This window comes from Planktothrix sp. FACHB-1365, assembly GCF_014697575.1.
Classification (GTDB): domain Bacteria; phylum Cyanobacteriota; class Cyanobacteriia; order Cyanobacteriales; family Microcoleaceae; genus Planktothrix.
This window is the reverse complement of the sequence record NZ_JACJSC010000016.1, coordinates 92525-117980: the sequence shown is the minus strand read 5'-3', so window position 1 is coordinate 117980 and position 25456 is coordinate 92525. Positions and strand designations below refer to the sequence as shown.

Annotated in this window: 21 protein-coding genes and 1 pseudogene; 15 read left to right on the top strand and 7 right to left on the bottom strand. The window is 39.2% G+C overall.

From position 1 onward, the window contains the following. Window position 1 precedes the first annotated feature (1 nt). Complete coding sequence (locus H6G57_RS17620) at window positions 2-2263, top strand: ABC transporter transmembrane domain-containing protein (RefSeq protein WP_190520830.1); 2262 nt, start codon at window positions 2-4, stop codon at window positions 2261-2263. A 420-nt stretch (window positions 2264-2683) separates the two neighbouring features. Here the strand turns inward: H6G57_RS17620 and H6G57_RS17615 are convergent, their stop codons facing one another. The 4 genes from H6G57_RS17615 to H6G57_RS17600 all read right to left on the bottom strand — a co-directional run bounded on the left by H6G57_RS17615 (window position 2684) and on the right by H6G57_RS17600 (window position 7606). Continuing rightward, window positions 2684-3544 carry a hypothetical protein gene (locus tag H6G57_RS17615; protein ID WP_190520828.1) on the bottom strand — a complete coding sequence of 287 codons (861 nt, stop codon included), beginning with the start codon at window positions 3542-3544 and terminating at the stop codon, window positions 2684-2686. Between the two features lie 60 nt (window positions 3545-3604). Continuing rightward, window positions 3605-4075 (bottom strand): SH3 domain-containing protein, encoded by a 471-nt coding sequence (locus H6G57_RS17610; protein ID WP_206756694.1) that lies wholly within the window; start codon window positions 4073-4075, stop codon window positions 3605-3607. A 257-nt stretch (window positions 4076-4332) separates the two neighbouring features. Next, entirely contained in the window at window positions 4333-5856 is a 1524-nt protein-coding gene (locus H6G57_RS17605) for a serine/threonine-protein kinase (protein WP_190520824.1), read from the bottom strand. A gap of 244 nt (window positions 5857-6100) precedes the next feature. After that, on the bottom strand, window positions 6101-7606 hold the full coding sequence (locus tag H6G57_RS17600; RefSeq protein ID WP_190520823.1) for a sigma-70 family RNA polymerase sigma factor: 1506 nt from the start codon (window positions 7604-7606) through the stop codon (window positions 6101-6103). 57 nt (window positions 7607-7663) lie between these two features. On the opposite strand from H6G57_RS17600, the gene H6G57_RS17595 reads away from it, so the two are divergent. Both H6G57_RS17595 and H6G57_RS17590 read left to right on the top strand, forming a co-directional pair. Continuing rightward, the gene (locus H6G57_RS17595; protein WP_190520821.1) at window positions 7664-10282 is read left to right on the top strand and encodes an S-layer family protein; all 2619 of its coding nucleotides are present in this window, start codon (window positions 7664-7666) and stop codon (window positions 10280-10282) included. 23 nt (window positions 10283-10305) lie between these two features. Further along, entirely contained in the window at window positions 10306-12978 is a 2673-nt protein-coding gene (locus H6G57_RS17590; RefSeq protein WP_190520818.1) for a CHAT domain-containing protein, read from the top strand. Window positions 12979-13038: 60 nt separating this feature from the next. Here H6G57_RS17590 and H6G57_RS17585 read toward each other — a convergent pair whose 3' ends face one another. After that, window positions 13039-13812: a DUF928 domain-containing protein gene (locus H6G57_RS17585; RefSeq protein WP_190520816.1), complete on the bottom strand. Its 774-nt coding sequence runs from the start codon at window positions 13810-13812 to the stop codon at window positions 13039-13041. Between the two features lie 275 nt (window positions 13813-14087). Here H6G57_RS17585 and H6G57_RS17580 point away from each other — a divergent pair, with 275 nt between their 5' ends. From H6G57_RS17580 to H6G57_RS17525, 12 genes are all read left to right on the top strand, one after another. Then, window positions 14088-15371, top strand: coding sequence for a DUF1822 family protein (locus tag H6G57_RS17580; protein WP_199314358.1), 1284 nt, complete (start codon window positions 14088-14090; stop codon window positions 15369-15371). Further along, entirely contained in the window at window positions 15364-17718 is a 2355-nt protein-coding gene (locus H6G57_RS17575) for a CHASE2 domain-containing protein (protein WP_190520814.1), read from the top strand. Before H6G57_RS17580 ends, H6G57_RS17575 begins: the two co-directional genes overlap by 8 nt. Window positions 17719-17846: 128 nt before the next feature. Then, the gene (locus H6G57_RS17570; RefSeq protein WP_190520812.1) at window positions 17847-18110 is read left to right on the top strand and encodes a beta/gamma crystallin-related protein; all 264 of its coding nucleotides are present in this window, start codon (window positions 17847-17849) and stop codon (window positions 18108-18110) included. A gap of 135 nt (window positions 18111-18245) precedes the next feature. Beyond that, window positions 18246-19097, top strand: a complete 852-nt coding sequence (locus H6G57_RS17565; RefSeq protein ID WP_190520810.1) for a polysaccharide deacetylase family protein — start codon at window positions 18246-18248, stop codon at window positions 19095-19097. A gap of 177 nt (window positions 19098-19274) precedes the next feature. Further along, entirely contained in the window at window positions 19275-19775 is a 501-nt protein-coding gene (locus H6G57_RS17560) for a hypothetical protein (RefSeq protein WP_190520808.1), read from the top strand. Between the two features lie 42 nt (window positions 19776-19817). Continuing rightward, complete coding sequence (locus H6G57_RS17555; protein WP_190520806.1) at window positions 19818-20129, top strand: chitosanase; 312 nt, start codon at window positions 19818-19820, stop codon at window positions 20127-20129. 56 nt (window positions 20130-20185) lie between these two features. Continuing rightward, window positions 20186-20635: a chitosanase gene (locus H6G57_RS17550; RefSeq protein WP_190520804.1), complete on the top strand. Its 450-nt coding sequence runs from the start codon at window positions 20186-20188 to the stop codon at window positions 20633-20635. A 200-nt stretch (window positions 20636-20835) separates the two neighbouring features. Further along, window positions 20836-21537 (top strand): GTPase domain-containing protein, encoded by a 702-nt coding sequence (locus H6G57_RS17545; RefSeq protein WP_190520802.1) that lies wholly within the window; start codon window positions 20836-20838, stop codon window positions 21535-21537. Further along, window positions 21534-22367, top strand: a complete 834-nt coding sequence (locus H6G57_RS17540; RefSeq protein ID WP_190520800.1) for a hypothetical protein — start codon at window positions 21534-21536, stop codon at window positions 22365-22367. Before H6G57_RS17545 ends, H6G57_RS17540 begins: the two co-directional genes overlap by 4 nt. 43 nt (window positions 22368-22410) lie before the next feature. Next, the gene (locus H6G57_RS17535) at window positions 22411-23175 is read left to right on the top strand and encodes a hypothetical protein (RefSeq protein WP_190520798.1); all 765 of its coding nucleotides are present in this window, start codon (window positions 22411-22413) and stop codon (window positions 23173-23175) included. Between the two features lie 164 nt (window positions 23176-23339). Then, window positions 23340-23558 carry a glycoside hydrolase family 19 protein gene (locus tag H6G57_RS17530; RefSeq protein WP_242049006.1) on the top strand — a complete coding sequence of 73 codons (219 nt, stop codon included), beginning with the start codon at window positions 23340-23342 and terminating at the stop codon, window positions 23556-23558. A gap of 81 nt (window positions 23559-23639) precedes the next feature. Beyond that, window positions 23640-23819 carry a hypothetical protein gene (locus H6G57_RS17525; protein WP_190520796.1) on the top strand — a complete coding sequence of 60 codons (180 nt, stop codon included), beginning with the start codon at window positions 23640-23642 and terminating at the stop codon, window positions 23817-23819. A gap of 113 nt (window positions 23820-23932) precedes the next feature. Here H6G57_RS17525 and H6G57_RS17520 read toward each other — a convergent pair whose 3' ends face one another. After that, window positions 23933-25264 (bottom strand): hypothetical protein, encoded by a 1332-nt coding sequence (locus H6G57_RS17520; RefSeq protein WP_190520856.1) that lies wholly within the window; start codon window positions 25262-25264, stop codon window positions 23933-23935. Then, a pseudogene (locus H6G57_RS17515) lies at window positions 25231-25408 on the bottom strand (transposase); the annotation flags it as partial. The gene H6G57_RS17520 and the pseudogene H6G57_RS17515, both read right to left, overlap by 34 nt. Window positions 25409-25456 lie beyond the last annotated feature (48 nt).

Sequence of the window (25456 nt, the reverse complement as noted above, 5' to 3'; positions counted from 1 at the left end):
GATGGTTAATTTGATTCAAAAAGTTAATCGAATTAAAGGAAATGAACTACTATTATTGAACGATCCGCAAACCTTATGGATCGTTCAATCGGGTTCTTTAGCTGTGTTTATAACTCTTTTTGAAGGCAAAGAATCAAAGGGAAGTCGTCGATATTTGTTTGAGGTTAAGGCAGGAGAAGCCTTATTTGGTGCAAATCCTCAAGAAAAAAGAGGTATTCTAGCAGTCGCACTAGAAGAAACCGAATTAATTCCTTTAAATATTGATGACTTGATAGCAGATATTAAAGCAGGTAATAGTGCTAGTCTAGCTCTTTTATTAAGTTGGATCAATCATTGGGGAGAATGGCTAAAAGGACAAAAGCTAACTGCACCAGATAATATGTTGTTGGCAGATTCTTCTGAATATTTATCCTTAGAAAAAGGTCAAGCATTGCGATCGCCTTCAGAAACAATTACTTGGGTAAAATTACAACAGGGGGAAGTTTGTTGGATGGGGATTGAGGAACTGAAATTAAACCCAACTTTTCCTGTATTTCCCCTTGGATCTAGAATGTGGGTTTTAGCCAAAGAAGAAGTTGAGCTAAAAGTGGGGATTAAGGCATTTGAAATTGATAGTCAAAAGCCAAATTTCGGAGAGATTACCTTATCAACAGTCACTCTATTTCATGAATTTTTATTTTATTTATTAAACTTCGTAGAAATTAAGAAGAAAGAAGAAAAATTTCGCCGATTTCAAGAACGAGAACGTCTTAACCACCAAGTTACGGAAACGGCTTTAGGAGAGTTAACCGGAGTATTACATCCTCGCCAAGCCGAACTTTTTGCACAAGGAACACCGTTGTTAATTGCGGCGGGTCCAGTCGGTCGAGTGCTTGGAATTACTATCAATCCTCCCCCTCAGTCTGAAGATTTTAATCGAGTAAAAGAGCCATTAGAAGCCATCGCAAATGCGTCTCAATTTAGAATTCGTCGTGTTTTATTAATGGGGGATTGGTGGAAACAGGAATACGGCCCTTTATTAGCTTATACTTACTCAGATAAAAAGCCTGTCGCCTTATTACCCGAAAAAGGCAATTGTTATGTTTTATTTGATCCCGTTGAACGAACGCGAACGCGAGTTACAAAAGCAGTGGCGCAGACACTCTCCCCAGAGAGTTATATGTTTTATCGACCGTTACCGCCCTTAATTCGTCATACTGCGGAGTTATTTCAATTTGGAACAAAAGGGTATGAAAAAAATATTATTGCAATTATTGGGTTAGGAATAATCGGAACCCTATTAGGGATGGTAACACCGCAAGCAACAGCTATTTTAGTTAATGATGCAATTCCTGATAGTAATCGCCTTTTGTTATGGCAAATCGGATTAGTTTTAGTGGCGACTGCGATTGGTAAATCTGCTTTTGGGATGGCGCAAGCAATTCTATCATTGCGAGTGGAAAATGCGGCTGATGGAGTTTTACAACCTGCGGTTTGGGATCGACTGCTGAATTTAAAACCTGCCTTTTTCCGCGCTTATTCGTCGGGAGATTTATTAACACGATTAATGGCGGTTAGTCAAATTAGAAGTAAACTTAGCGGTGCAACCCAACGCACCTTATTAAGTGCTGTTTTTTCGTTATTAAACTTAGCATTAATGTTTTTTTATAGTTGGCAATTGGCTTTAGTGGGTATTGGTTTAACGTTAATTGCAGTTATTGTGACGATTGTATCAAGCACGCTTTTAATTCGGAAAGAACGACAACAAGAAACCGCCGATGGCGATATTAATGGATTAACCATAGAATTGATTAATGGCGTTTCAAAATTACGAGTATCCGCAGCCGAAGGACGAGCGTTTGCGGCTTGGGCGAAAAAATATAGTCAGCGAATTAAATTAAAGGCTGATATTAAACGCATTGATGATAGTGTTTCCGTGTTTAATGAAGCGTTACCTTTAGTTAGTTCGATTCTGATCTTTTGGTTTGCCATGTTGTTTATGCAAATGGCTTTAGCAAAAGGAGAAAGTGGATTAAATATCGGAACATTTCTAGCATTTAATTCTGCCTTTGGAACGTTTATTTCTGGTGTTACGGATTTAAGTAATACGGTAACGGATGTGTTAGGAATTATTCCCCTTTGGGAACGAGCTAAACCGATTGTACAGGGTAAGCCAGAATCCGATTCAACGAAGGTTGATCCCGGTCGATTAACGGGTAAAATTGTGATGGTACTGCTACATCCGCCTGCGATCGCATCCAGTTCAGAGTCATTTAATTCTTGAGCCATTGCATTTTCGCTCTCGGTTTCACTCATTTGTGATGTCGTCGTTGATTGTTCTTGAAAAGAAAGATTGTTGCTCTCCATGATGAATTTCCTTCAATTGGCAAGTGTGCTTTTTGTAGAGGTGTTGTTCCCAAACTTCAGGTGATTAACGCCTCTGCTGATCTAATGGGTCAAACTTAGAGGAGTTTATGCAGCAATTTGAAGTTGAATTTGAGAACAACAACTGCTCTGTTAATCTAATGGGTGAAACGGCGATCGCTTTATGCAGATTTTGGAGAAATTGAGGCTAAAAATTTCTCAACTTGTACAACACCCTGGATTTAAGTATTTCAATGATTTAAACATCTATCTCAAGGCAGAATTTATAGACAGCTTAAATTTACAAAGATCATTCAATCTGGGTTTTGTAGAGATCTCTTTAACTGTTTTCAAGAGTCGATACAACTTGATTTAAGTAAAGCTCAAATGAATGTTGTGCTGGATCGCTATTGATCATACACTGCTTTAGTTTTGAATGAGGATCAAACCAGCTTGACCACTGAAATACATCATTTTGTAAACAGGTAACAGGATCATGAGGATTATTGAGGATCACAACTTTTCCGACCATTGCTTCTAGTTCAGCAATTTTCTGGTGATGAAGCGGAGATCCGATCAAAATCAAAGTTATTTTTTTTAGAGCAAAATTTCCCTCTCGATCAAGATCACTGATAGCGGCGTGAGCGATTAACCCTCCTTCACTGTAGGTAATTAGTTGAATATTTGGCAACTTCCTCCTCAACTGTTCCCGCAATAGGTTCTTAGTCGTCTCAATAATTGATTCATTCCCACGACCTGTCAATAAATTACCAAAGCGGTTTAAAAAAGCTTTGATATAATCGGCTGATTTGGAACAGTTTCCATCGTCAGCTTGACACAAAGAACCATTACTAATGAGCTTGACCGGATACGGAAGGGTTGTCGCTAATTGTCGGGAGATCTTTCGCTCTTCATTGTAATTGACAACACCATTAATCGAAAAAATCTTTAAATGATTTAATTTAGGCTTATTTAATAAGTGGGAAGGTTGAATTTCGACAACTTTGCCATCGTTGGGAAGGGGTATTCGAGAAATCAACTGAGTAGTCAGCACAACAACTGTACAGATCCAAAAACCAGAAGTGGCCGTTCTTTTCAATCCATTTATAAAAAACGGATGAAACGCTATTTTGTTCCGAACAACTCCACTCGTCAAAGAAGATTCCGAGTCAATCCACTGACGATATGATAACCTATCCATTATGATGTCTAATTTCTGAAATTCCGAGTTTATCGCCTGTGTTATTGTGAGCAGTAGTGATTATTGGTAGGGGTAATATTTGGGTATAAATTGAAGACTAAAGACTAAGGCTTTGCTTCTGTTATAAGCTGATAAGGATTCGAGATTATCTCCTTGATTAATAGCTTTTCTGCTCTTTTTATCGCGCAACTTTGCTAAAGTTTTTGGGTCAGGTTCATTTAACACGAAGACTTTGTTACTGGGAATCCAGCCTTTTAATCCAGACTGATCATGCTGCACATAATACCAGGTTGGCTGGTTGGTAGCAGCAGAATTCGTCTTGAGTATGATCACTCGATCATCTAATTTTCCCGCACCTATAGAGACAGCCTTGGGTGAAGGTTCTTGACGAATATAAATTTTTCGAGACGGAAAAATAGTTTTCAAAAAACCGACGTGACCCTGATTACTACTCATTGCATTTTCTGTTTCATGAGTGGTAAATTGTGATGTCGGTGCTGATGCCCCTTTAAAAATATTGTTGGTTTCCATCATAGGTTTCCTTCAAGATGCAAGTGTTTTTGCAGATCTGCTAGTCTGCAAACTTTAGATCAGCAACTCCTTTGTTTATCTAATGGGTGAAACGGCGATCGCTTTATGCAGGTGTTGGATAAATTAAGGCTGAATACACCCAAAACAATATAAAATCATGACCTTAAACTTGACATCAACTTACGCATCTATCGAAAGAGAGATTATTTAGAGCTTGGCTTAAGAAAGTTAGGTTTGAGTGGGCTAAACAACTCAGGTTAATCGGGAATTTTAATAATTTTTCTAAAGTCTTCAGCCCGTCTTGCATCTGGAATTTCCGCCACCAACGCTTCCACGAGTTCCACAGGAGTTAAATCAGGAGATTGAGTCAAAATATCTTCCAAAACTGCCATCGCTAGTGGCCCCACACAACGTTTTAATTCTTGCTGACAATGTTCTAAAAACTGGGGATATAAAAGAACAGAGCGAGTGTTTTTAGTCTTCTTTGATTGACTAGAAATTGGGATACTTTTTCTAAACTCTTCGGCTCTTTGAGCGTTGGGAATTTCTGCTACCAATGCTTCTACTAATTCTACAGGGGTTAACTGGGGAGATTCAGCCAAAATATCTTCTAGCATAAAACTCGCCATTGGCCCCATACAACGAATCAATTCTTGCCGACAATGTTCTAAAAAATCGGGTTCTAAAAGATGAGAAGTTTCTGTTTTGATTTCCGGTTCAGAAGCAACTTCTACTGGTTCGGCAAACGGGGAAATCATAACCGCCTCAGACCTAGAAGTTTCTCTTTTATTCCTTAGCTTATTTGCCTGTTGCTCTAAAAGTTTGAATTCTTCGGACTCGATAATTTCAGAAACTTGTTGTTCTTTTTGAACTTTATTAATATTAATTTGTACTTTTTTTAAAAGTTGGCTATCACTTGTTTCTTGGGATAACGTTAATTGAGAAAGTTCAATGAGAACTTCTGGCGCAGATTGATACCGTTGTTTGGGTTTATCCGCCAACATTTTATCGAGAATTTCAGTGAAACGGTCACTAATCTTAACGTAAGAATGCCATTGCCATTCCAGAGATTCATCTATTAATAATTCTGGTCTTTTCCCGGTCAACAGAACAACAGCACAAACCCCCAACGCATACAGATCGCTACAAGGATAACATTGTCCTAAACGGATTTGTTCGGGGGGAGCATAACCATATTTCCCAACAATTGAAGCTTGAGTATATTGCTGTTGGTTGTTGCCATCGCCCAATTCAATCTTAGTGATTGCTTCCTTAACTAAACCAAAATCAATCAATACAGGCTGAGATTGGTTATGCGGAAGCATCATATTTTCTAGGGAAATATCCCGATGAATAATATGGAGCTTATGCAGATAATCCAAAACGGGCAGTAAATCCTTTAACCATTGAATAACTTCTGCTTCTGTAAATTGCTGATTTTGTTGCTGGCCCTCGGATAACAGTTGGGAATAGGTTTTTCCATTAATATATTCTTGCACGAGAAACAGCCGATCATTGGCAGTGAACCAAGCCAAAAATTTAGGAATTTGGGGATGATTAATTTGGTACAATACTTTAGCTTCTCGTTCAAATAGCTCACGAGCTTTGCTAATGGTATATTCAGCTTTACTAGAGGGGAGAAACTCTTTGAGAACACAAGCATCCCCAAAACGCTGCGTGTCAGATGCTAAATAGGTTCGTCCGAAACTTCCTCGTCCGAGTGCTTGTTGAATCTGATATCGATTATTAATTAAAGTTCCAGGACTAATTTCTGGTAGCATAACTGTATTACTGTTAAATGATTGGGATAGAACAGCAAGACTGATCGCACTTTTTGGCTAAAAACCCAGTTTCTGCGTCAACCTTGATGATCTAAACCCAAGACTAGGCGGAAAAACCGGATTTTTTTACTGATATTCAATATTAACCTTTTTCTAGAAAGACGGCATAATTAAGTTTAGCTCCCCTAACTTTTTGAAGAGAGCGGAGATGTAGGCAACAGATTTAGATTCGCTCTGGATCTTCTTATTTTGTATAAATTAGCCATTCCTCTACCCAATTAGATATTTTATTTCTCACTGGTAAGATTGCATTTTTGCTCAAACTTAACTCAATTTCTAATTGGTTAATAAAAGGATTAATTAGAGCCTGCTTATGTCTACAAATTTGATCATTAATATTATTGGGTTTAACAGCAAAAACTAACAATTGATCACCCTCACTCATTTCATCAATAACGTTTTGTAAAATTGAAGTCACTAACTGTTGACAATACAACTGTAAACAGTCATCTAAAGCTTCTTTGATGACTTCTAAACTTTGTTCATCCTGAATTGCTTGGCTAGGATTAACTTGATTCCATTCAATGACAAACTGTTTTAAAATAGTCTTAGTATATCGTGCTAACTGTCGAGCAACTTGATACTGTTTTTGTAATTCTGGATACTGACTTTTAACAACTGTAGCAATTTCACTTTGAGTTAACTCTAAACCTTGCCACAGAATCAATATAATTTTTCCAACTTCGGGAAGAGTTGCAAACAATTTAGAAATGATCAACTGGATCTGCTGTATTTCCTCTTGCTGAATAGCAATATCTAAAGGAGTTGGATTAGGATCAGAGAGATTATCATACTCCTCAAGGGGAATAAACTGCTTGGTACGATAATTTCTAGCCGCTTTGATACAACTTGCCAGCATTGCTTGAATGGTATCTTCCTGAGCAACTTTCTCTGATAAATTTAGCTGATTTATTCGTTGATTATAAAACTCAGCAATTTGTGTTAAAATCTCTCGATTATCAAACTCTAAATTACAGTTATAACCCTCTCTTTGATGCGGGTAAATTTCATTAAAATATTGCCAAACAATTTGATATAAATCCAGTTTTGATTGCTGAATTCCATGAGATAATAAGGATTCTTTTAATTCTTTAGCATTTAAAACCCTTAATAATCCATAATCGCTAAATTTGTCTCTTTTTACTTCTAAATCTTGTTGATAAAGTTGATCTCTAATCAACCGAAACAATACGGTTTTAGCATAACCCTCAATATTACTGCGAGGGTGGTCAAGATTAAAACTTTTGAGAAGTTTGGCTGGAAGATGAGTGAAAGAAGACGCCATCTGAAAATATTCTTCCAGGGGGTATTTATAGCGAATAAACTTATATTTAAGATAACTTTTTTGAGCCGCCCAAAGACAAGCTTCTTGTAAATAAGCGGATAAATGTCTAGCTGTGATTAAACTTGGGATTTCTAAAGTTTGAGAACGAGTGGTGGTAATGGAATTAGCATGAGTGGAGAGTTTGGTATTATCAAAATTAGTAAATTCTTGACATCCCTCTTGAGATAGATTTCTAAACATTTTCAGAAAATATCTCGCCCAAAATTCGGCTTTAGCCTCTGGGTCTGACTCGACTAGGTATTTCATCCGACGTTCTAATTGGGTATCAGCTTGCCAAATCGCTTTATGGTCGCCAAAGCTTAGAAAAGTCGAGAATTTCTGGACAATATCATCTCGTTTGTTCATAAAATTCGCTTTTTTAGCTAATATAACTCTAAAAGCTGATTCTACCCAAGCTATTTCATGAAATTGCCTCTCGTTCGCCTTTCGTTTTTCAAGAGTAGTATTCTCTTTTACCTGTTGTATTCCTACCCAACAACAGCCCAAATTATCCCCGATGCTACTTTACCCATAAATTCCAGGGTGGTGCAACAGGGTAATACCCACCTCATTGAGGGAGGAACTGTCGCCGGGACAAATTTATTTCATAGTTTTGAGTCGTTTTCTATTCCGACAAATGATATCGGATTTTTCAATAATGCAACTGAGATTCAAAATATTTTTAGTCGGGTAACGGGTCACTCTATCTCCAATATTGATGGGTTAATTCAAGCTAAAGGTATCGCTAACTTATTTTTAATTAATCCCAATGGCGTGATTTTTGGGCCGAATGCTCAGTTAAATATTGGGGGCTCATTTTTCGGGAGTACCGCTAATAGTATTTGGTTTGCGGATGGCCTAGAATTTAGCGCCACAAATCCTCAAATTACACCTTTACTGAGTATCAATGTCCCCCTGGGCCTACAATACGGAACCAACCCAGGAAGAATTATTGTGCAGGGGCCAGGTCATAATCTCAGTCAAGATAACACAGAACAAAGAGATATTATCCGAGAAAATAGACCCGATGGACTGCGAGTTAAGGACAATCAAACTTTAGCTCTAGTTGGCGGTGAAGTGATATTACAAGGAGGAAATCTCACCGCCGAAGGGGGACGAATCGAAGTGGGAAGTGTCGGCTCTAATAGTTATATCACTCTCACTCACCCCAGTTGGGTGTTAGGTTATCAAATGGTACAAAATTTTCAGGACATTACTCTCCAACAAGCTGCTTCTGTCGATGTTAGTGGTGAGGCGAGTGGTAATATTCAGGTACAAGGAAGACGATTGACGCTGAGTGACGGCTCAATCATTCTAGCATTGAAAACAGGGAGTGATTCAGCCGGAACCATCACCGTTAAAACCTCTGAGTTAGTGGAAGCAATCGGAACTACCCCCACTGAGAGTATATTTCCGAGTGGGTTATTAACGGTTGTCAGTTCTAAAGGAACCGGACTTGGCGGTAATATTAATATTGAAACGGGGCGATTAATTCTCAGAGAAGGCGCGCAAATTGGTGCAGGTACAAGAGGGGATGGTCAGGGGGGAACGTTAACGGTTAAGGCGGCTGATTCAGTGGAAGTTAGTGGAACCCAACGCATCCCCAGATTTCCGAGTGGTTTATTTACTAATGTTCAACCTGGAGTCACCGGAGATGGCGGTGATTTAACCATTGAAACGGGACGCTTAATCGTTAGAGATGGGGGAGTTGTGGCGGCGGGTACTTTTAACAGGGGGAATTCTGGTAATATCATCATCCGAGCATCTGAGTCAGTAGAAGTGGCAGGTTTTGCGACGAATAGTAGCTCGGTTAGTGGGATCGCGACTCGTGTTTTTTTCCCAGAGACAACGGGAAATGGGGGAAATTTAACGATTGAAACGAAACGCTTACTGGTTCGAGATGGCGCCGCCGTCACGGTGAATACCTCTGGGGGTGGAAACTCTGGAAATTTGACGATCACAGCGTCTGAGTCCGTAGAAGTTAGAGGAAAAAGACCTAATAGTGAAGAAAGTTTTAGTGGCTTATATGCTAGTAGTTTGGGAGAGAAAGCGAAGGGAGCACCGGGGAATATAACGATTGAAACAGGACGGTTAATCCTTCAAGATGGCGGGACAGTAACCGTCAACAGTAACAGTTTACAACCTGCTGGAACCCTGAAGATTAGGGCTGATTCGATTAATTTAGACAATTTGGGAAGTATTACTGCGGATACTCAAGCAGGTGGGGGAAGTATTGAGTTGCGATCGCCTATTCTCACCCTTAATAATAGTCGGATTACGACTAATGCAACTGGGGGAGATAGTGGTGGCGATATTAACCTGCAAGGACAATTATTATTACTTCAAAATAACAGTACCATCACCACTAATGCGTTAGGAAGTAATGCGACGGGTGGCAATATTAATCTTAATCTGGATAACGGCTTTTTAGTCGGTTTAGAAAATAGCGATATTACCGCAAATGCTCAACAAAGTAGAGGGGGTCAAATTGCGATTAATGCACAAGCTATTTTTGGAGCAACTCCTCGCACCAGAGAACAATTACAAGCCTCATTAAAAACTGAAGAAACCGATGCTCTCGACCCTCGACAATTACCAACAAGTGACATCACGGCTATTTCCCAACAAGGAGGCCCTCAATTAGAAGGAATTGTAACCGTTAACACGCCAGATTTTGACCCCAGTTCGGGATTAGTTGAATTACCCGTTGAAGTTCTTGATCCGACGCAATTAATTGCGAGAGGTTGTCCGGCGACTAGAGGCAATTCTTTTACTGTTACTGGACGTGGCGGTTTACCAACTTTACCGACAGAACCCCTCCATACTAATAATATTATATCCGTTGATTGGGTAACAGGCAATCCCTTAGATCAACCCGAAAATAGACAAAATATTACTTCACAGCCCCTTGAGCATCATCCCCTTGTGGAAGCTACAGGTTGGATGATTAATGATAAGAATCAAGTCGTATTAGTGGCTTCAAAACCTACCACTACCCTGAATAATTTTTCCCCAATTCCTGAGTCTTGTTTGAAACAATAACACCCTAGTTACTCACGAAAATCATGAAAATTCGAGTTCAAAAAATTATACTTGCTTTCTTAACAGGATTTTTTATTGCTTGGGGTTTGATGTTATTTCCAGCTTTCCCTCAGTCTACTCCCCAACTATCCGATCCTCAAGTATTAGTTGAACACAGTCGAGAACGTTATCAAGCCGGAGATTTTTCTGAAGCCGTAACAATTTTAAAACAAGCAATTCATGATTTTAAAATTCAAGGGAATAAACAGGGACAAGCGATCGCTTTAAGCAATCTTTCCTTAGTGTTACAGAAACTCGGACAATTAGAAACCGCTTATTTTTATATTACAGAAAGTCTCAGTTTATTAACTCATCCAGAATTTCCTCAATCTCCAATAATTCTAGCGCAAAGTTTAGAGATTCGAGGTCAATTAGAGTTAGAAATGGGTTCATCAGAACAAGCGTTAAGAAGTTGGAAACAAGCTGCTAATATTTACGAGGGTATTGATGATCCTATTGCTAAAATTCGCACCCAGATTAATATTGCTCAAGCACTGCAAACCTTGGGAATGTACCGTCAAGCCAAATCAACATTAGAACAGGTTGAACATGACTTACAAACCCAACCTGATTCTATTATGAAAGCGATCGCTTTGCGGAGCCTTGGGAATGTTTTACAATTAGTCGGTGATTTAGAAACTGCTTTAATCGTTTTAGAAAAAAGTCAAGAAATTGCTGAAAATTTAGACTCTCCAATCGAATTTGGTGCGACGTTACTGAGTTTAGGAAATGCCCAAAAATCATTGGGTAACAAAGCGCAAATTCCTGAATATACTGCTAGTATAGGAACAATTATACCCTTATCTTGTCCTCAATACTCCCTTAACAAGAATACTTTAAATCACTATAATCAGGCGATTCAATTTTACGAAAAATCTGCTTTAGTTTCGCCTTTAATAATAACACAAACGCAAGCAAAAATCAATCAATTAAATAATTTATTAAAATTGCAAAAATGGGCAGATATAAAAAACTTATATTTAGAAATTCAGTTAAATTTAACAAAAATGTCTCCCAATCAAAATTCTATTTATGCCAAAATTAATTTAGCTCATAATCTGGCTTGCTTCAAACAATTTACCGCTACAGATACACCCTCTTGGCTAGAAATCGCTCAAACTCTTACTGAGGCTATTCAACAGGCTAAAAATATTGGGAATCAACGACTAGAAGCTTATGCAATAGGTACATTAGCCGGAATATATCTTAAAAATAATAATATTGAGCAAGCCCAAAAATTAACCCAAAATGCTCTAATATTAGCGCAACAAATTAAGGCTGAAGATATTGCTTATTTGTGGTATTGGCAGTTAGGCTATTTACTGAAAATTCAAGGGGATATTAAAGGCGCAATAATATGTTATAATGAAGCTATAAATATTCTCAAATCCTTACGCAGTGATTTAGTTACGTTAAATCCAGATATTCAATTTTCCTTTCGAGATAATGTTGAACCCGTTTATCGTCAATTCGTTGATTTACTCTTACAAACAGAAAATAATATCCCCGTGAGTCAAGACAATTTAAAACAAGCTCGTGATGTCATTGAAGCTCTTCAATTAAGCGAATTAGAAAACTTTTTCCGAGAAGCTTGTTTAGAAGCTAAACCCCAACAAATTGACGAAATTGTTGATAAAATCGATCCGACCGCAGCCGTCATTTATCCGATTATTTTATCCAACCGTTTAGAAATTATCCTGAAATTACCAACCGACAGCGAATTTTATCATTTTACCACCTACAAACCTGAAACGGAAGTTGAGAGTCATCTCGAACAATTACAGCAATATTTAAGAGAACCAGACCGAACAAATGATGTTAAAAAACTCTCTCAAGAAGTATACTATTGGTTAATTAAACCCTTAGAAACTGAATTAGAGAAAAAGCAAATCAAGACATTAGTATTTATTTTAGAGGGTTCTTTGCGAAATCTTCCTATGTCTGTGCTGTATGATGAGGAAAAGCAACAGTATTTAATCCAAAAATATGCTATTGCTGTCGCTCCTGGTTTACAATTGCTTAAACCCCAACTGTTACAGAAGAGAGAATTATATGCTTTAATCGGAGGTGTGAGCGAAGAACGTCAAATTGCAGAGCAAAAATTTACTGCTTTAGAAAATGTTCAGCTAGAATTACAAGAAATTAAATCCGAAATTCGCCGCAGTCAGCAACTTTTGAACCAAAGTTTCACAGAAATTGATCTCAAAAATAAAATAGGATCTAATCCTTTTTCCGTTGTTCATTTAGCTACTCATGGTCAGTTTTCATCTAATCAAGATCAGACTTTTATTTTAACTTGGGAAACCCTTTTAAAAGCCAAAGAATTTGATTATTTACTGCGCTTGCGAGATTCTACTAATTCTACAGCCATCGAATTATTAGTATTAAGTGCTTGTCAAACGGCGGCGGGTGACAAACGAGCCACATTAGGTTTAGCAGGAATAGCTGTGCGTGCGGGTGCACGGAGTACCCTAGCAACATTATGGTCAGTTGATGATGAGTCTACAACTAAATTAATGAGCTTATTTTATCAACAGTTTGCTAATATTAACGTAACCAAAGCTGAAGCATTGCGACGCGCTCAACTCATGTTATTAGATGAGTATGAAATCCCTTATTTCTGGAGTCCCTACGTTTTAGTCGGAAATTGGCTATAGTCAGTTATCAGTTAGTAGAGACGCGCCATGGCACGTCTGTACACAGTTAACAGTTAACCATCATAGATTAATTTCTCCAGAAATGGGTTTTTGAATCAAATTTTCTAAACCTACATCTCGCAATAAATTTGCCCAATCTTGATTAAAATTATTATCCTGTGGGGAAGTTAGACGAAGTTTAGCTAACTCTGTTAAAGCTGAATACCAAATCCCATTTTTAGCATACAACATAACTCGTTGACGGGGTGAAGTTGCTGTCTGTAACTGTCTTTCTAATTCGGGTTGTATCGCCACCCGTTGTACCCATCCCCGAATAAAAACAGGAGTTGATAATTTCTGTTGAGTACAATAAATTTTGACGTACCATTGATACATTTTGTTAATTTCTAACGGGGTAGCTCCTGCCAGATTTAAACTAATAATACCGGCGTTTTGAGGCAAGGCAAAATTAGTTCGGTAGACATCATTGTTTTGTTCATCTTGTAAGGAAAATTCTGCCGAAGTGACTTCACTGGATTTATACGGAACATAAAACCATAAAGTGGGATGAGGTTCCACAAAAGACCCCACATTCCGACTGGGGACTAAGGCGGTGAGTGGTACATCCACCGGAGGACAGTCACCCCGACTTCCTGTTCCTTCTCTATCTGCGGGTCTTCCTCGACCTGAACCATCGGAGTCCTGTTGTTGAAAGCGAATTTGGATGTTATCTGAACTCTCACTATTTGATGGGGTCGGTTTTGCAAATCCTCCTTGGGGATAGTTCAGCAAGCCCAGCAATGTTAGAGTACCGATAAAGGCGAGTTTAATCAGATAGAATAATTTATTGTTCATTCTCCCTATCCCCTTTTATACCCTTTAGTAGGTTTAAGTGTGATTATATTATGTAATAATTTCAGTATAAATACTATTGTAATTGCCTTTAGATTGATACTTTTTGTGCCCTCATCTTTGAAATGTGCGTAAATACTCGGATGTTAAAATATAGGTAAAAAAACTGCATAATCTTCCTGCTTCCCAACCCATAAATCAAGTAGAACGGGTGTGTCTAAAATCGCAAGGGAGATTAAAAAAGATGACAATGTTATTTTAGGAGGCGAATTGACGCGATGAGTAACGAAGAAAAAATGACCCTGAGTTTTGACGATTTAACAGCAATGTATCCTGAACAAATTTGGATAGAACTATTCCCAGAAGAACTAGAAAAAGCTTGGAAGCAAACCGAGTATTATTATACTCCTACTTCCCGTTGGAATGCCTATCTAAATTATATAACACTCTCTAATTTCATCAATTGGGTGAAAGCAGATCCTGATATCCAAGACTCTCTTAAAGTTTGGCTAACCGAAGAAGATTTACCCAGTATTTGGGAAATCATTAACGGGACAAAGTTAACATTAGGTGAAACTCAATTTCTTATAATTCCCACCGATAAAACCAACTTTTCCGAGTTTAGGATACCCCAAGAATGGGTTGATATTCCTAACTGGATAGCTCACTATTATATAGCGGTTCAAATTAATTCTGATGACCATTGGATGCGGATGTGGGGGTATACAACTTATGAAAAAATTAGGAAGCAGGGAAAATATGACCCAATAGATCGAACTTACATTTTAGATCCAGAAGATTTAACAGAAGACCTGAATACAATGTGGGTCGCTAGAGAATTATTTCCTCCTCTTCCCTTAGAAGTTCAATCTTTACCTATTTTATCAACTATAGAAATAGAAGCAGGAATAGAAAAATTAAGTAAACTCACCCAATCTTCTCCTAGACTTGCTCTAAAATTTGAAGAATGGGCCACTGTAATTTCTAATCCAGAGACTCGTCAGCAATTGTATCAACAAAGGTTATTAAACTCGCAAAAAAAATCTAACTCAGTTGATCACATTGAGAGTCAGGAAATCAAAGCCAATAATTTAAGTCTATGGTTGCAAAATATCTTTGAAGCGGGTTGGCAATCTTTTAATAAACTATTAGAAATAGAACCCCAAAAATTAGCCTATCAATTTAGAAATAATTCTACTTTGCACGAGTTCCCCATTAAAACTGCCAAGCTGCTAGACTTAGGAATGGAACTCAAAGGAATTGCTGTTATTCTCTTAGTAGGAATAACACTAGAGACTGAAAAAAAAGTAGCCATTCGAGTTCAATTGCATCCGGCTGATGGTGAAACTTATTTACCCCCTTATCTGAAATTAAGTTTGCTCTCGGAGGAGGAAGCCATACTTCAAGAAGTTCAGTCCAGAAGTCATGATAACTATATTCAACTGAAACGATTTAAGTCTCCCGCCGGAAAAAGTTTTTCGATTCAGCTTTCTTTTGGGAATGCTAATATCAAAGAAAATTTTGTATTTTATCCAGTCTTGTCATCTGACAACCATGAATAAATTAGTGATATTAAATATGGGGAAAGGAGACTTAAATAAAGGCTTTCCTTCGGTGAATGCTCAATTATTTGAAGATGGAAATCCTATCGGGTTTCAATTAACCGGAAGTTTACCTGCTTCCCCAGAATTAATAGAACTTTATAAGCGTTGGCAATTACTGTATAAATTAATTTATGAGTCTTTCTATCCAAGTCCCTGCTGGCGTGAAAATCATAGTCATGAAGAAATTGAAATCGAAGACGATGATATTACCAATGTTTCCTTTATAGAATTTAGTCATTTATGTCATGAATTACAACTCGAACTCAATTCCTGGCTGAAATCTGAACCCTTTCGCAAAATCGACCAAAAATTACGCACAAGATTAGCACCCACAGAAGAAATTCGAGTGATTTTACAAACAGAAGATGATTGTATTCGTCGTCTTCCTTGGCATTTATGGAATTTTTTTGAAGATTATCCCCATGCAGTTATCTGTTTAGGTGCAACAGATTATGAACCTGTAAAACGATTTGTTAAACGCGCTAATCAAAACATTAGAATTTTAGCGATTTTGGGAAATAGTCAAGGAATTGATACTCAAAAAGATCGGCTGATATTGGAACAATTACCGGGTGCTGAAACCGTGTTTTTAGTTGAACCTTCACGGCGAAAATTAGATCGATGGTTGTGGGAGCAAGAGGGTTGGGATATTCTATTTTTTGCCGGACATAGTTCAACTCAAGAAGATGGAGAAATCGGAAAATTTTATATTAATCAAAGCGAAAGCTTAACGATTGCACAATTAAAAAATGCCTTAAGAGCAGCGATTAAAAGGGGTCTTCATTTAGCGATTTTTAATTCCTGTGAAGGGTTAGGATTATTGTGTCAACTGGCTTCTTTGCACATTCCCCAAATGATTGTAATGCGAGAACCTGTTCCTGATTTAGTGGCTCAAGAATTTTTAAAACATTTTTTATTTGCTTTTTCTAGGGGAGAATCTTTTTATTTAGCAGCACGAGAAGCTGTAGAAAGATTACAAGGTTTAGAAAGTGAATTTCCCTGCGCCAGTTGGTTACCTGCTATTTGCCAAAATCCTGCTGAACAACCGCTTGTTTGGTTTCAAAAAGCTAACAATATTAGTCCTATTTCTCACTCAATTTTACCCACTCGATGCCATTGGTCTGCAATTTTTACAACATCACTTATGGTAACAGTAGGAATAATTGGAATGCGATCGCTTGGGGTTTTTCAGTCTTGGGAATTACAAGCCTTTGATTTATTAATGCGATCGCGCCCTCAAGAACAACCCGATCCGCGTCTTTTAATTGTTACTGTAACAGAAGCCGATGTGCGATCGCAACCACCCCAAGAAAGAGGAGGTGCTTCTTTATCCGATCGATCTTTAGATCAACTTATAACGAAACTAGAACAATTTAAACCTCGTGTCATTGGTTTAGATATCTATCGAGAAATTCCAGTCAAAAAAGACTATCCTAAATTAGCAAATTGGATGAAAAATAGCGATCGCTTTATTGCGATTTGTAAAGCGGGTGAAGATAACTTAAATGCAGGTGTACCATCTCCCCCAGAAGTACCCATTCAAAATCTAGGTTTTAGTGATGTTGTCCCCGATCCCGATGGCATTTTACGCCGCCATTTACTCGCAATGGCTCCCGCTTCTCCGTGTAAAACTGATAAATCTTTTAATTTCCAGTTAGCGACTCGTTATTTAGCAGATGATGGGATTAAACCTAAATTGACTTCGGATAAAAACTGGCAAATGGGTGATATTATCTTCAAAAATTTAGACTCTAATAGTGGCGGTTATCAAGGAATTGATAATTTAGGACATCAAATCTTAATTAACTGGCGTTCTTCTGATTCTGTTGCGCGAAAAGTGACCCTAACTGATGTTTTAAACAATAAATTAACTCAGGATTTAGTCAAAGATCGAATTGTTTTGATCGGGACAACCGCCGAAAGCTTTCACGACTATCGAGATACGCCTTACAGTGCCGGACACTGGCCCCATCAGCAGATGTCGGGGGTGGTGGTTCAAGGCCATCTGGTGAGTCAAATTCTCAGTGCTGTTCTCGATGATAGACCGTTGCTGTGGGTTTGGCCGAAAAGTTTGGAGTTTTTGTGGATCGGTTTTTGGTCGCTCACCGGGGGTATTCTGGTTTGGTGTAACAGGTCGCTGGGACGTTGGGGTATTCCGATCTTGACTGGGGTTTGTCTCTTATTTGGATTATGCCTGGGTTTATTAATCTTGGGGGGTTGGGTTCCCCTGGTTCCCTCCGCTTTGGCTTTGGTGGTGACAAGTGGCTGTTTGTTCGCTTACAGGCTTCATGGGAAAAATTTTTAGACAATTTTTGGTTTAACTGCATAACTCAATCTGAGCTTTACCCATTACATCAATAGAAGGGAGCGAACTTGACATGGCTTCCTTCCTACTGTTGTTAGTCAAACATTGAAACAAGGAGAAAGGTGATCATGGCTTCATTAGTCCTTTTTGAACACGAAAACTTTGGTGGAAACTCAATTACTATTGAAAATGACACATCAAACCTTTCAGATTTAGGGTGGAACGACAAAACCTCATCAGTTAAAATAATGAGCGGTGAATGGCAGCTTTGGTCAAATGCGGACTTTAACGGTGTAGCTCTACAACTTACACCAGGGGACTATCCTAAACTCACAGAGATTGATGGAAGATTCAATGATGTTATTTCGTCTGTTAAAGCTTTTGTTGGATAGTAAACATCGATTAACTGTAGCAGCAGGCTTTTAGCTTTGGTATGGATACTGTCCCCAGTACAAATAACTAGCTGTTTTGGCTTTTACCCAGAATTAAAACCAACAGTTTTTCTTTTATAAATGAGGTACGAAACAATGATTCAATCTATTGACTCTGGAAATCCAAACATAGACCAAATTGCCCTTACCTTCGATGACGGTCCGCATTCAGAACATACTCTAAATCTTCTCGCTGTACTCAATCAGCATGGCGTTAAAGCTACTTTTTTCTTGCTGGGGGAAAATATAAACGGTCATGAGAGTATTGTCAAACAGATAGTTCAGGAGGGTCATCTGATTGCCAATCATTCCAAGTCTCATCCAGATCTTTTGAAATGCGATGATCATACTGTTCTTGAGCAACTAACTTACACCAACACTGTCATTGAAAATATAACGGGGAAAGCTCCTGCGTATTTTCGTCCCCCTTATGGTGAAACCGACGATAGAGTAAATAATTTGGCAGGCAGTCTTGGTCTTACTCCTATCATGTGGTCTCTTGATACTAATGATTGGAAAGGATTAGGAGTAGATGCCATCGAAAAGGAATTGATGAAAGCCACGCCTGGTTCAATCATTCTCTGTCATGATGGTGTTCCCGCATCAAATCAAACAATAGAAGCGGTTAATATAGCAATTCCAAAACTCCAACAGCAAGGACTTAATTTTGTAACCCTATCTGAATTATTGGTAGGTGGTGGACAAACAGAATACCCGTCTGCGGATTCTCCAATCAATATTCCTCACAGTAGCATTCCGCCGATTGCCCAACCTGTACCTGGTCAAAAATATGCCGTCCAACCTGAAGATGATTTATCAAAAATAGCTGAAAAATCTTACGGAGATGGTAACGAACAATCTTGGCGAAAAATTTACGAGGCTAATATCAATATAATAGGTTCCGATCCTAGCATTATAAAAATAGGTATGGTGCTTGATATTCCTTGAAAATCACCTGAAATCAAGCTGTTTTAATCCGAGAAAATCGGATATTAATAATGGAGAGAATAACTCTGCGTCATTTTCTCCCAAATGAAGGCAAATTTTATGCAGGCACCATTGAAAAGTACAGGTTTGTTTTAGTCATAACAAAATAATCGCACAATACAAAGGAGCATTTTCATTATGAATGAATTAAAAATATTACAGACATTACAAGAATTGCTAAAATGGTTTACTAAAGAAACCATAAAAGGAAGTATCTGTGGTGTAATGATTGGTTTTTTCGCTAATGCCGTTGGTAGCTTTTTGGGTTCTATAATAGACAATTATGATCAGGGAGCAATTTTTGGAGAATTTATAGGGGCTATTTTGGTTGCCGTTTATGCTTGCTTTGTTTCGGTATTTTTTAGTGGAGTATCATGGACAACTCTATCAAAAACACAAAATAAATTTATTTTACCTTTAGTGGTTACTATTATTATTTTTTCAACTTTCCATATCACTTATCAAACAGAGTTGCGTGAAACCATACAAAATTCATTGACTTTTCAAAGTAATTTGGTCAAAGAAAATATTAGTTATGCAGCCATTTATGCTCTTGTGTGTTTTTTATGGGGAGCTTTTGTAGAAGCTTTGCTTGAAATAATCAAACGAAATAAACTTTCTCAAAATCCACCTTTGTAACAATCAAAAACATATCTAAATTTACAGCTTTGGAGAAAATACATGATTGGCAAATATTCGGAAACCCTGCAAAAAATACCTGGCCTTGACTATTTTCCCTGTGGCACACTAGAGCAGTTGAATCAACTCACTAGCCTGAATGCACAGCAAATTACAAACATCCTCGGCACAATCAACATACCTGAACAGAGTAAAAGCGAGTGGTGGCTGACAGCAAATAACGAAATCATCTACGGGTATGCAGAGAACATCGGTGATGGTCGTGGCGTAACTATTGGCATCTATGGTGCTACTACTGGTGAGGGTTACAACGACGCGAATGTTATTTGGAAAAATTATGGTCACGAGGAATAAGCTGCTACGCATCTAAATTTGATATTTTGTAGGCTAGAGTCCTTACAGCAAGGGTTTTGGGCAAAAAAATTAACTGCGTGACAGCTTACGGCAATCTGTCTCAGGAAGAAATCATTGCCAAAGTTCGCGAAATTGCCAATGACCCCAATTGGTGGAAAGCGCAGTGGGATGCTTATATCTCGACTTACTGGGAACCTACGATGAAGTTGATTCAGCAGAAGGGATATCGAACTGCGTTAACTATTGGCGCACTTATGGACACAGCTATGAACGCTGGTATCGGCGATGACGATCCTTCTTACCACTGGGGTGTAGAGCATTTAATCCAAGAGGCTATGGCCCAGACACAGAACGAATCAGATTTTCTGGGTAAGTTTTTAGAACTGCGTCTTCAATACCCCACGAAGAATAGCGGCGATATGGTAAAGCGCGTAGATGTTTGGCAAAAGTTGTGGCGTGATCAGCAGTGGGATATGTACATCAATCCGAATAATTACATTCAATAAACTGATATATGGACACCCCCAACACTGCGCGGACAACTGCCATTCCGGTTTTAAGCAACTAGGGCAAAATACAAAGAAAATAAAGCCGCTTTCGGGTTATGTATGATGCACTTTTTTCCTAGCTGTTTTGACTGATAGCCTGGGTTTGTAAATTAGAGAACAGCCAGAACTTTCAATTTTTAAAATAGGACTCACTACCAATGGATCCATTTACTTTATTAGTACTTTTGATGATGGCTAGTTCCCCCATATTCGGTGGGGCATTAGTATTGTCAAAATGGGGCGACATTATGCTCGCGTTGCAAGGAAAAAAAATCGCCATCCTCGGAGCGACAGGAACTGGCAAGACGACGATGTACGAATTTCTCACCAAAAAAAGTTTGCCTGAAAAACACAAGCAGACCCTGCTTGCAACAACTATAAAGGGTGGTATTTTTAAGTTCGACGAGCGGAATATCGTCCTCAAAAAGGCTACAGATGTCTCAGGTGGCGAAGCGTCCTTGGCAGAATGGCAAAAGCTTTTTAACGAAGCGGATTTCGTTTTTTACCTCATCAGAACTGACGAGCTTTTAAATGAAAGTGAGTTAACAGTGAAACGCGTCAATAAGGATCTGGAGCAGATGGCAACTTGGAATACAAATCGCTCTAAAAATAAACTTATTTTACAAAAGAAACTTATTTTTTTAGTTGGAAATCACTGGACAACCGATTCGCGCTTTGAGATAGCTAAAAAAGAGCAAAAACTGATGGAATATAAGGATAAGTTCTTCGATCTATTGAGGCTACAGATTAACAAGCTTAACGTTTTTAAAGAAGTAAAGGTGGTGGTTGGATGCCTGGGAAATAAGGAAGATGCGCGTGACCTCATTATGAATATTCTCACGGAGATATGTAACAAATGAACAACTTTATCTTTTGGACCCAAAGTACGGACAACAAAGCACCTGACATCATTGCCATTGCCAAAGACGGTCAAGAGCTTAAATTTGAACCCTCTGAAAATATAAAGGAGCGACAGCACGCTGTATCCAGGATTTATAAGATCGCTGAAGAGAAAAACCGGGTTGACTCGGAGTCTAAGATAACCTTATATCGCAGGGATTCGGATTTCGTCATTGAGGCAGTTCCGGTAGAGCGTGATTGCATCAATCGAGAAGCACCTATTATTATTTCCGGCAAGTTACCAGAAGAATGGACAGAAAAATGGGGGGAAGAAGTTCGCTCCATGACTGAAAAATTTGCCTCCGATGAGAAAGTTCAACGAACGTTCGAGGACGAAATACTAAAAACAATGGAACAAGCCTTGAAGGACGTTTCCCAAAAAAAGTACAGAGAGAATTCTGGTAAGGACTTGTTGAGAGAGTTAACAGTCGCGGTAACAATACCCCTACTTCTGGGGGTGCTACTTCAAACACAAGTCCCCCTGATAGTTCAGCAACCAGTCAGCAAGCTGAACCCGCAACCAGCCAGCAAAACAAGCCCGAACACCGAGGCGAGTCGGCAACTGAGTGCCGAGTTGAGTCGAAAACCAATTCAACCACCAATCACCCCGACAATTCCTCAGCCAGCACAACCACAAGTCACCCGGGCGATTTTACAGCAAGTAATTCGGAAGTTGATCTTGTTAATAGCAGGCTTGATTGCGATCAACAATGCTTTGATGGTGATTCTATCAAAACTCCCTCTCACCTCCCTCCTTCTAAACCGTCGATCCCTGATCGCGAAAAACTAAAAGATAGCTAGCCGATTCAAGAAATAGAGTCAAAGGAGAAAAAATGGGTTACAACTCCCTTCCGCAAGAGCCTGAGAAGCGCCGAGTCATTATGGTGTTTTCCCGTGTTGACTTGAAGGATCTCGAATTAGAAGGTTCTGAGCTTTTCCGAAAAGAACAAGTCTCACTATTAGAGGCTTCCACTACAGAGAACAGTCCCCTTGTTGAAAAACTAAGGGGGAGTGGACTTCTTAACCCTGGAAGCGTGCTGATCCAGAGTCCTTATGACCCTTCAAACTATGCGGACGCTCTTGACGCTTCCTATGCCTTTGCCCAAGCGAAGTGCGTTCATTTCGCAACTCTCTGCGGCCTGCTTGCGGCGCGAAAGGTTTCTGTGAAACAGATGGAGATACAAACTGCCGAAAGTCAGACTATTTTCTCTGGCAATCTAAATACTCCCTATGGTGGGGGCGGGGGAGAGGGCAGACGTCGTGCCTGGGAGCGCATGAAGAAAGCAGTAAGCTTGGAGCGGGAATACGGCGAGGGAGAGCCAAAGCTGGATGCAGCCAGAGCTTACCTGAGCAAGCACCAGTGGCTCACGGACGCTCATCTGAACTCTTTCCTCGATCTCCGCGAGGCAGGAATTCCAATAGAAACAGAAAACTTTTCCGTGAGTCTGACCAAGGAGTCTGAAAAAAATTTGAAAATAGTATTTTCCCTAAATCTTCCTCAAAATATTGCGATGAACGCCGACCTGAAGGCTCAATTTGAGCAAATCAAAAAAGAGTCCTACGAATTCAATCTGGATGTAATAGTTCAGTTCTGGTAATTGCGCCGAGGGATCGAGAATTGCATCCGCTACTTGTGGTGCCTCCGTTTGATAATATTACCTCTGGCGTGTTAGTTGAAGATCAACTCTTCTGTGCAGAAATTCAAATGATAGTTTCCAACCCGTAAAAGAATCCTATTATTTGGGTGAAATTGAAGGGTAAAATGACCGCAAAACTTTACCTTATTATCCCTACTATGGACGGACGGGGTTATGTACAACTCACTTGGAATTACAATTATCGGAAATATTCAGATGTGTTAGGGCTAGATTTAGTGAATGATCCTGATCTGGTTATGCGTCCTGATATCGCACTTTTTATCCTAATTCATGGAATGAAATGGGGTGTATTTACGGGGATAAAAGATGTCTCTCAATATTGATCAAGCTGACCAACAAGCGGTTAATAAGATTACTCAGTATCGTCAGCAAGTTCAAAAATCCTCGGAGAATCAATAAGAGCGATGAATTGGAAACGAGCTTCACTTCCTTGTCAACTTTTAATCGGAGCTAATCTCTTTTTTCTGGGTATTAGCTTAACATTAATATTAGCGATCGCGAGTGAATTAAATACAGCAGGGTTAGCGATCGCTAGTTTCTTTTTAATTGCATTTATCCTGTTTCAGATAAATACAGCTTATTAAACCAATTCCTCTAATCACTCGATGTTCATTACCGCGCTTATTGACGGCGGACAAGTTCAATTTTTGAGGAAAATCTCTTGTCGAGTACCGTATCATCTCGCCGCCGAATAGCTTCAATAATCGATAATACAAAAAGCCACAAATGGGAACAACGTAGGTCCAGCATATCTGTAGTTAGAAATCTCGAACTCGAATGACTTCTTGCTTTGGTCGATCAATGGCTCATGATCGAAGCGTTCAGACAATGTGTACTTTTGCACTTTGGGTATTTTGTCAGTCAGTGTAATCTCCAAGAGATGCTCTACACTCTCCTCAGAACAACAGAGAGATACAACATACGGACGGGAGACAGTGCACCATGAGTCTGAAAGCGTGATTGCATGAGAATCCGAAACTGTGCGAACAGCTATAACCCCAGAATAAGGACCAATGAAACATAAGCAAAGAACCTCCTTCCCAACCCCTGTTACCTGAATGGATTCATGAGGAAACAAATACTCTACATCTCGGAAAGATGGCTCTAGTATTAAGCGACAAATGTCCTCAGAAGAACCAGACCTTGCCGTCTTTTTCCTTAGTACGTTGAACTTCAACGAGTTGCTGAGAAAACCTTTCAAGTCGCCCGCTTCATTAAACACCTGAACTCTCTGCAGCTGATCACAAAGTTCTGAGATGCTCTTTGACAGATTCAATATACCTTCTTGTGTGTAATGGGTTTCATCTTCCCGCAGGTCTGTCTGAGGAGAATAAATTTCAACAAGAGAAGCTCCTAGCTCTTGGTGAACCCTGGCTTCAAGCTGGCATAATTCACGCTTAAACTCACCGTAGCTACTGCCTGTTGGGGTTCGGAAGATAACTACATGGGGCATCTTACCATCACTAGCATAAGCATGGAGGTAACTGAATAACGCATACACATGCCTAAACTCAGATGGTTTTGCTATTGTTTCCGCAGCATGAAGAAATATAAATATGAAATCAACATCGATAGAGAGTTCATCTGTGAGGAATAATAGGAACTTCCAGCCCATTGCTTCCGTAGTAATTTGCTTGACTATCTCGAACTTCTTCTCACCGCCAGCCTCTTTGATGTGGATGTGTCGATGAAAACACTGAATGAATTTCGTTCCAGCGATAACACTATCCCCAATAAGTAGAACACGAATATTCTGTTTCTCGATATGATACCCTTGAAGCTGAAAGCCCTGTTTCCAGTTGATCGTCGATTGACTCATCCTACTGCCCCAAAAAACTGCTCCAAATCTCACTAAAATACCTAAATTAACTCCAACTCGTTCGATTGGGTGATAAATTGGAGTAACTTTTTCGGCATCCAAAACGAAAGAAACAAACCATTTATCCGCCTTACGAGAAACAGTGAAAGTTTGCGAACTGCAAGTACGGAAGAACCAAAATCTCCAAATCCTTCGGGTAAGTCCCGCCAAGGGATGCCTGCTCGATAACGGTACAATAAGGCTTCGACAAATAATCGATTGTTTTTAGCTGTCACCCCGACAGTTTCCTATCGCCCCGGCAATAAGTCTTTGATTCTCCCACTGGTCGTCGCGCAAGGCATATCGGCGCGTCATAATAGCACTCCTATCGATTGACTTAATTCACTGAGTCTACTGATTCTA